Source organism: Psychrobacter sp. (genome assembly GCF_035469765.1).
Taxonomy (GTDB): Bacteria; Pseudomonadota; Gammaproteobacteria; order Pseudomonadales; family Moraxellaceae; genus Psychrobacter.
Map to the genome: position 1 here is coordinate 1 of NZ_DATIRM010000339.1, position 5,594 is coordinate 5,594.

The 5,594-nt window shown below is 43.3% G+C and carries 5 protein-coding genes and 1 pseudogene; all 6 read right to left on the bottom strand.

Annotated elements, in window-relative coordinates; translation table 11 throughout:
• Positions 1 to 171 (bottom strand): S-adenosylmethionine synthetase N-terminal domain-containing protein (locus VLN09_RS09375; RefSeq protein ID WP_325245897.1); only part of this gene is annotated, 171 nt, incomplete at its 3' end.
• A 464-nt stretch (positions 172 to 635) separates the two neighbouring features.
• A complete protein-coding gene (gene nth / locus VLN09_RS09380; RefSeq protein WP_325245889.1) occupies positions 636 to 1,331 on the bottom strand; it encodes an endonuclease III in 696 nt (231 codons plus the stop codon).
• A gap of 41 nt (positions 1,332 to 1,372) precedes the next feature.
• Entirely contained in the window at positions 1,373 to 2,215 is an 843-nt protein-coding gene (locus VLN09_RS09385) for an RnfABCDGE type electron transport complex subunit B (RefSeq protein ID WP_325245891.1), read from the bottom strand.
• A 115-nt stretch (positions 2,216 to 2,330) separates the two neighbouring features.
• Positions 2,331 to 3,317 carry an NAD(+) diphosphatase gene (nudC, locus tag VLN09_RS09390; RefSeq protein WP_325245893.1) on the bottom strand — a complete coding sequence of 329 codons (987 nt, stop codon included), beginning with the start codon at positions 3,315 to 3,317 and terminating at the stop codon, positions 2,331 to 2,333.
• Between the two features lie 68 nt (positions 3,318 to 3,385).
• Positions 3,386 to 5,068 carry a hypothetical protein gene (locus VLN09_RS09395; RefSeq protein WP_325245895.1) on the bottom strand — a complete coding sequence of 561 codons (1,683 nt, stop codon included), beginning with the start codon at positions 5,066 to 5,068 and terminating at the stop codon, positions 3,386 to 3,388.
• A gap of 150 nt (positions 5,069 to 5,218) precedes the next feature.
• Positions 5,219 to 5,594 (bottom strand): annotated as a pseudogene (locus tag VLN09_RS09400) (DNA polymerase III subunit epsilon); the annotation flags it as partial.

Below are 5,594 nucleotides of genomic sequence, written 5' to 3' on the forward strand. Positions count from 1 at the left end.
TTCACCTGCTAGTATAACAGCACCTGTCTTAACCAGCGTTTCGCACGCCACACGCGCATTTAAATCTTGACGTAAGATGGCATCGAGGATGGCGTCTGATATTTGGTCAGCCATTTTGTCAGGATGACCTTCGCTCACAGATTCTGAGGTAAATAAGTTGTATTCGCGCATAATAGGATCGCTTAATTGAATCAATAAAGATAGGAAAAAGCATAACGTCTGGGCGCTGCTTTAATTGGTATTGGCCGAACAATGTATTGCTCAGTGTTTAATTTGTACTACTCAATTCACTTATTCATAAATGCATGTATTATATACATTCAGATAAAACACAGATTTGGATAAATCATATGGGGTCAGGCTAAGAGGGCGATAGCTTTGCGTTGTACTATATCGTATTATTAACTGACAACGTGCTTGAAGCTGTCGCCAATCATACGTCTATCACCTGATTGTCAGCAGGATCAACAATCTGACATACTTGCCTAAAAATACGCTTATTCTAACTCGAAACGCAATAAAACTCTAGTGAGCTGCGCTTGTTCTATTATAAGTAATGCTCAATCATGGCATTATTATACTTTATCATAAGTATATCTATTGATGGGCTTTGCGATCATTATCATCCGCTCACATTATAACTCTAAAAACGCTGCTTTATCTTTGAACATACATTCGTCATAGACAGGGCAAGCGCCGCATTTTGGCGTCCGTGCTTGACACGTATAGCGTCCGTGCAAAATAAGATAATGATGCGCATCAACGATGAAGTCATCTGGGATGCGTTCTACCAGTTTATTTTCAACAATTAAGACGTTTTTGCCCGTCGCAAGCCCAGTACGATTGCCGACGCGAAAAATATGAGTGTCGACTGCCATGGTTGGCTGACCAAAGGCGGTATTTAAGACCACATTTGCGGTCTTGCGCCCGACGCCGGCAAGTGATTCTAAGTCTTTACGATTATCAGGAACAGTACTGTCAAATTTATCAATCAAATCACGGCAAGTTTTGATAACGTTTTTGGCTTTGGCGTTAAATAAGCCAATATTTTTGATATAACCTTTCAAACCTTCTTCGCCTAAATCGAGTATCGCCGCAGGCGTATTAGCCACTGGATACAATTGCTTGGTAGCAATATTAACGCTTACATCGGTTGCCTGTGCTGATAAAATCACAGCAATAAGCAGCTCAAAATTGCTGCCATAGTGGAGCTCAGTAACTGGCTCGTCAATCGTCGCTGCCAGCTTCTCAAAAAATGGGCGTACGTCACGATTGGGCATACGCCTCGATGGTGGGGTATCAGCTGTTTTGTGTTTGACAGTTTTACTCATAGTGTTTTTGCTATCGTTATTCGCTATTATTTTATTGATTATTAAAGTTGTGAAAGCTCTGTTTGCAATGCAGCAAGCTCTGCTTGTTTACTGTCATTTGGTCGCACGTCAAGCTGCTTTGCCAGTTTTTTAATTTTGCTGCGCAGCTTGGCAGCGGCAATGGTGTTCTTCGCTTGTTCTTCACTGATGTTTAAAGACTGACTGGCAGCATTGTTGAGCTTTGCTTCTACCATGCTGACCACGGGTTTGCTGTTACTGCTATCAGCCAGCTGCTTACTGACACGGTTTAAATGGGTATGATAACGCTGCCTTAAATCTTCTTGCTCAAGGGTGCGCTCTACTGTCAAAAGCGTGCGCTCAACCGTGACCAAATCGATACAATCAACAGGGCAGGGCGCGATACATAGCTCACAGCCTGTGCACAAATCGGTGAAAATAGTATGCATATGCTTGCCAGTACCAACGATGGCGTCCACTGGGCACGCGGGAATACATTTGGTGCAGCCGATGCAATCATCTTCACGGATGACAGCACGCACTTCAACAGGACGCTGAGAAGTAGCATCTAGCGGCCATTTTGAAGATTTAGTGCTGAGTGTTGGCATATCAGTATTGATAATATGCGCGATAGTATCCGTCACTGGCTGACCACCCGGCACACATTTATTATGTGGCTCACCATCCATCACGATAGCGACCGCATACGGTAAGCAACCATCAGCATGGTCGCACAGACCACACTGTGTTTGCGGTAGGCTGGCATCAATGCGCGCGATTTTTTCCTGAACATCAGCAGGCAACGTTTCTATATTCAGCGAATCGAACAAGATTGGCAGATTGGTTAGACGGATATGACTGCTGTTTTTAATAACGGTGCTTTGCATGTGCTTTAAAACCTTTATATCAATGCTAAATGCTCTGAGCATTGAGCGCTGATATTAGAATAAATAAGATAATGGCGATATGGATAAATGCTGAATGATGCTTAGATACTATAGATTAAATAGCTACGCCTTGCTCATTGGCAATTTGCTCAATCAGAGCATAAGCAATGCTACCCTTAAAGGGTATTTTTGGCAGCTTTGATAGATCAAAAAAATCTGCATGTGACAGCTCATCTTCTTGTATAACGATATCGCCATCCGCATACGATGCTCGAAAACCTAACATCAGATTAGAGGGAAATGGCCACGGTTGACTGCTCACATAGCGAATATCGGACAAGCTAATGCCCACTTCTTCTGCTACTTCGCGTACCACAGCATGCTCTAGACTTTCACCGACTTCTACAAAACCTGCGATCAAACCATACTGTAGCGCTTGTTGAGAGGTTTTTTGCTGCCCATAACGATGATGATGTGCCAGTAAAATCTGTGTTTCACCGGTTTGTGGGTTTGGTCGAGTGATGGCAGTAATAACACATGGCTGTACACGCGGATACTGACGCAAGTGGCAAGCTTGACACACCATAGCGCGTTCAGCTTGCTTGGCATGAACCACTGGAGCGGCGCAGCGACTACAGAAATTCGTGTCTGCTTGCCAACGCAGTAGCTGTATGGCTTGGCTAAGCTGGGCAGACAATGCGGATGGCAGTTGCGTGATCAGCTGTCGATAAGGTACAAATGCAGTGATATTACTCTTTGAATCACTAATGCGATTGCCGCTACTTTGTAGGTCACTGCTTTCTAAGTCACTACTGTCTAAAATATCAGGTAAGGCAATGTTATTTGCTATCGCATATTCATAAGTGATAGCGCAGCTTGCGTGCACAGTAATGGTATTAGCGTTATCCTCTTTTTGTATACCATCATTAAGCAGCCAGCTATTTGGCGCTAAGCTGTCAAATAACGTAACCTGTCCCAATTGATAAGCTTGCTCGCTACTGACATCAGAGTGTGGTAGCTGAACCTGCAAAGGCCACCAGCCATTAGGCGTTTGACGACATAAGATTGTTTCATCAGATAGGACAAATGCGCAGATTATCATGTATGTTTCCAAACGGTCAAAGACAAGCTGATATAAGCTTGTCTTTGTATAAATATTTAAATGAATAATTAAGCGGCAAGCAATTGGCTTAAGCTATGTTGTCCAACATCCAATGCTTGTTTGCTGACAGGGCGATTGTTTTCAAAACCATCTAGATGATGGTCTACTGCCATAATAACATCGGCGATATAAGCTAAGGTGCCATCATCGATACGATTACCACTATTGATACGCTGCTGCAAATAACTTGCCAATTGACTGAGCATACTGGCAGGCGTTAGCAACTGTAAAAAGCGTACCGCGCCGCTCACTTGACGCAACATTTCAGGCGTATTTTGAATATTAAGAATATCGCGCTCAGGCTCCGCAAGATAGTCATTGATTGCTTGTTCAGCACTGGCAATCACCGTACGACTTTCTTCTATCAAGGTATCATAAGCGGTATTGAGCTGATGTAGTGAGATATGAGGATTGTTCAACGGCAAATAAATCGCACCTGGAGTATGCATCTCAGCCATGGCGATAGTCGCGTTTTCTGCATGCATGAGTGCGAGTAATAAATGATCAAAATCTTCCGGAGTAGGCGAACGCCATGTGCTGACAGCTTCTGCCGCTTTAATCAGGCTATTAGCGGCATTAGATAGACCGAGCAGATGTAAGGAAGAGCTTAAAGTAGTCAACTCTTCAATGATTTGCGAGGTTTGCATATCGACTGGATTGATTGAGTCGCCACGGGCATAGCTGTCGATATTTTCTTTGATCGTATTGATTTGAGTCTGGATAATGATATTTAACGTATCCGTCAGCTCACGGTTTGGACCAAACAAGAAGCGCTCCATCTGCTGACGTTGTGGGTCTTCTAATCGATTGGCAGCATATTGCTCACGCAGCGTTTTTGCCGCTTCAGTATCACGTTGTCCGGCAAAGCTGACTAGATCAGCAAAGCGCGTATCCATGATAGGCAGATAGCTTTGGAACTGCTGTTCGACATAAATAAGCGTGTGTTTTTGACTGACATTAAGCGGCAGGATGGTTGCGATATCAGTGACTGCAGCGGACGCCGCTTGCCAAAATAAGCTGCTGGTATTTGCCGCTATCAAAGCACAGGCAGCTGACATGGCATCCAATTTTTGCTGATCATCTTGGTTAATATTACCGTCCCGATTGATCAAAGTGACGCCAAGCCCACTACGATAAGCAGAGGTCAACAACTCTTGATCAAGGTTGAGCTCATTTAGTGGCTGAAAATTCTTTTCAGGATTGGCGATAATGACACTACTGTTGCCAAAAGCAGAAAAATAATCAGCAGCAATAGGCGCTATTTGGCTATGAGCATTGAGCTTATTAATAATAGGCAGTAATAAAGTAGGCTCTACCGACTCGGTCAACAGCACAAACTCAACATAACGATCAAGCGTCATGATGGCTTCGGACAGATCCATGATTAAGTCAATATTGCTGTTGTCGCCACTGTCATAAAGCTGCTGCAATCCTTGTACAATCGCATTATTAAGTGCCTCTGCACCCACTAACGATATCAACTCAAAAATACAAGACAATTGTTTTAGGACGATAATAGAGTCTAATAATAAAGGTGCTTGGCTATTGTCGTCATTAAATTCGCCCAAATGAATCTCAGTATCTTTGAGTATGACTTTGACCTCATCGTGCAATAAGTGCAGCGATGGCAAATTGAAGTCAGTAACACTAAGCATTGGCGCGGTCAATTTTATTTGCGTAGAGTGATTCATAATTATTTTTTCCATAAGATACTGACGAAAATGGCAAATAGTTAGAGAGTAAATTAAAACATAGCGCTAGATAAGGTTTTACTTTTTATCGTTATAATAATCAAGACTATATTCTCTAATAGCCAATATAAGAAGCGATTTTAATGACTGTTACATTTTGGCTTTTAGCTCAGGATAGTCTTCTGCGAGCGACGCATACCAGCTTTGATTGGTGCTCTCATCAGCACTCGAATCAAGCAATAAAGCCGCTAAATTGGCAAAGCTAGCATGGGCCATGTGTCCACCATCGGCTTGTGTGTCATCTTCAATACCCAGCGTCACCTGTCCACCAGTCATCGCCAGATACACTTCTGCTAAAATCTCTGAATCTAGTAATGCCCCGTGAAACGTACGGTCTTGCTTGCCCACATCTAAACGACGTACGAGAGCGTCCAAGGTGTTCTTTTGTCCAGGATACTGCTGCTTTGCCATAACCAGCGAGTCGGTCACTTTTACTCGCTCAGCAAAGTCATGCATCCCAACCTTA

Coding starts and splice junctions, on each gene's coding strand:
- nth (WP_325245889.1), bottom strand. CDS start 1,331: ATGAGTAAAACTGTCAAACACAAAACAGCTGATACCCCACCATCGAGG.
- VLN09_RS09385 (WP_325245891.1), bottom strand. CDS start 2,215: ATGCAAAGCACCGTTATTAAAAACAGCAGTCATATCCGTCTAACCAAT.
- nudC (WP_325245893.1), bottom strand. CDS start 3,317: ATGATAATCTGCGCATTTGTCCTATCTGATGAAACAATCTTATGTCGT.
- VLN09_RS09395 (WP_325245895.1), bottom strand. CDS start 5,068: ATGAATCACTCTACGCAAATAAAATTGACCGCGCCAATGCTTAGTGTT.